The sequence below is a fragment of the Rhizobium sp. SEMIA 4085 genome, from assembly GCF_013004495.1.
Taxonomy (GTDB): Bacteria; Pseudomonadota; Alphaproteobacteria; order Rhizobiales; family Rhizobiaceae; genus Rhizobium; species Rhizobium gallicum.
The window spans coordinates 1-2,134 of record NZ_JABEPH010000601.1 but is presented as its reverse complement, the minus strand read 5'-3'; the positions used below and the strand labels follow the sequence as shown (position 1 = coordinate 2,134).

Below are 2,134 nucleotides of genomic sequence, written 5' to 3'. Positions count from 1 at the left end.
CCCCCCCCGCCCGCCCCCCCCGATCCGGCCTTCTTCCGTGACCGTTCCCTTGGACACTGCCTTCATGGCCCTAACGCAATCCGCCACCACCTCCGGGGTCAGCATCAGACAGGCCCCGAAGGTTCCCGATTGCACCCGGTCCGAAGGACAGCCGACATTGAGGTTGATCTCGTCGTAGCCGTAGGGTCCGGCGATCCGCAGCGCCTCGGCAAGTTTCACCGGATCCGATCCGCCGAGCTGCAGCGCTACCGGATGCTCGTCAATATTAAACGACAGCAGCCTCTCCCGCGGCCCGTGAATGATCGCGTCCGCCACAACCATTTCGGTATAGAGCAAGGCGTTCCGGCTGATCTGCCGGTGGAAATACCGACAATGGCGATCGGTCCAGTCAATCATGGGTGCGACCGCGAGCACGCGGCCATTGGAATAGTGGGATTTTCCTTGTGCTGAAGGCCTTCTGGTAAGTTCCGTCATGTCTCGTTCGATCTCGTTTTTTGCCTTTTTCGACCGTTTTTGAGATGCCGATGCTACGGCATAGCACTTGCAGGAGGTTTTGTATCACTGATGGGTATGTATCAGAGCGAACACGAAAAAAGGGACGAAGGCTTATAACGCACAGATTCGGATTAAGCGAGACGGTGCCTCGTGCAAAGCAAAGCCCAGACCTTCAACAGACGGCTTTGGCGTCAAGATAACCCAAGCGGCTAAATCCAAGGTACTTGAACTGCTTCCCGGCGCGATGGCCCTGCGAGCTACACCACTTGGCGGGACACGACCTTGGGAATTGCGATTGCGTAACCAGGAACCTTAAAACTAGAACATCTCCTCGCGAACAGCCGATCCGGGCTGTTACCACGCCGCGTGTATTGGCGAGTTGCGCTGATACAGGGCCGCTTTTTTTAAAGCCGAGCTAACGAATGGTTGCCCGCGTCTGCATTCAAAGCAGCTCGCTTTTTCGGCCGTTCTTTGACACTATACGTCGCGCTTCCTCATTGACTGAAACGGTGCGGCTGCCCGCTTCGCTCCAGGTGTCGCGGCAACCTTGCTGGTCGGTCAGCGTTTCACGTCGAGTTTGGCCCGGAGAAGAACAATGAACCTGCAGAAGATCTACACCGCATTGCTCACCGCAGACCTTGCGGCGGCCGAAGTCTGGTATACGAAGCTGCTTGGTCATGGACCGGATTATCGGCCAATGGACACGCTGGTGCAGTGGGAGCTCTTCGATCAGGGCGGGTTAGCGCTTTCAACCGACGACGAGATCGCCGGCAGGGGCGTGATTTTCCTTATCGTCGATGATGTTGCGGCCGAGCGCCGCAGACTGCAGGGCCTGGGGATCGTGCTCGGGGACGACATTGAGGGCGACTACTCCACCCTGGCGCAGGTGCGTGATCCTGACGGCAACCTGCTCACGCTAGCGACGCCGCCCTCGCGGCCCTACCCGCTTGCATGACCGCAATGAAGGCTGGCTCATGGCGCACGATCTTGCCGGCCGAAAGATCGAGGCTTGCCGGAACGGCGATCTGCTAGTGCCCTCGCTGCTGGCGCGGCACGGACGAAACTCGGAACCCGACGCGGTCGCGATTGCCGTCGATGCCGATGACGAGAAATCATGAAGTTCCAGAGATCATCTGCAACTGCGTTCGGTACTGAATGCTGGGGGGTCGCGGGTCAAGGTTAGATCGAATGCCCCGCCAATGCGGCTAGGGCTCGCCGTTCGCTTTCTTTTGAGCCTGTTTGAGAAACGCATTCCCAGCATGATTCTGGTATGGATTCATTGGGTGTCGGTTTGTTTCGGGGGCCGACACGATGGGCACTGAACATAGATCGGCGGGCGCCGTGGAACGCTGGCTGGATACGCATTGTAAGGAAGATCGTTTCGACCGAATTTCAGGTTAGGCCATGAATCAGGAAATCCGGCTTTTTGGCGCTATTGCGGTCCGACCTGCCGTCCTTGCTCTCATATCCCAGTTCGAAACGGCTACAGGATTCACAGTTGCGGTCAAGTGGGAGCTCAATCCGACGGTAAAGAAGCAGATTGAAACTGGGGAACCTTTTGACCTCGTCATCATCAATCCGAACCTGGTTCAGGATCTGACCGCGTTGGGAAAAATCAAGGCGGGAAGCCAGGTAGCGT

Annotated in this window: 4 protein-coding genes; 3 read left to right on the top strand and 1 reads right to left on the bottom strand. The window is 57.5% G+C overall.

Annotated features, from left to right (window positions below):
• Positions 1–396, bottom strand: a 396-nt coding sequence (locus C9413_RS31515; protein WP_246703913.1) for a tRNA-dihydrouridine synthase, incomplete at its 3' end; no start/stop codon positions are given.
• A gap of 694 nt (positions 397–1,090) precedes the next feature.
• On the opposite strand from C9413_RS31515, the gene C9413_RS31510 reads away from it, so the two are divergent.
• From C9413_RS31510 to C9413_RS31500, 3 genes are all read left to right on the top strand, one after another.
• The gene (locus C9413_RS31510) at positions 1,091–1,450 is read left to right on the top strand and encodes a VOC family protein (RefSeq protein ID WP_039845125.1); all 360 of its coding nucleotides are present in this window, start codon (positions 1,091–1,093) and stop codon (positions 1,448–1,450) included.
• A 19-nt stretch (positions 1,451–1,469) separates the two neighbouring features.
• Complete coding sequence (locus C9413_RS31505) at positions 1,470–1,613, top strand: hypothetical protein (RefSeq protein ID WP_166677456.1); 144 nt, start codon at positions 1,470–1,472, stop codon at positions 1,611–1,613.
• Between the two features lie 286 nt (positions 1,614–1,899).
• On the top strand, positions 1,900–2,134 hold a 235-nt coding region (locus tag C9413_RS31500), incomplete at its 3' end, for a substrate-binding domain-containing protein (RefSeq protein WP_246703912.1).

What these genes read in the sequence shown, in the direction of transcription:
- C9413_RS31510 (WP_039845125.1), top strand. Translation starts at nt 1,091, where the DNA reads ATGAACCTGCAGAAGATCTACACCGCATTGCTCACCGCAGACCTTGCG.
- C9413_RS31505 (WP_166677456.1), top strand. Translation starts at nt 1,470, where the DNA reads ATGGCGCACGATCTTGCCGGCCGAAAGATCGAGGCTTGCCGGAACGGC.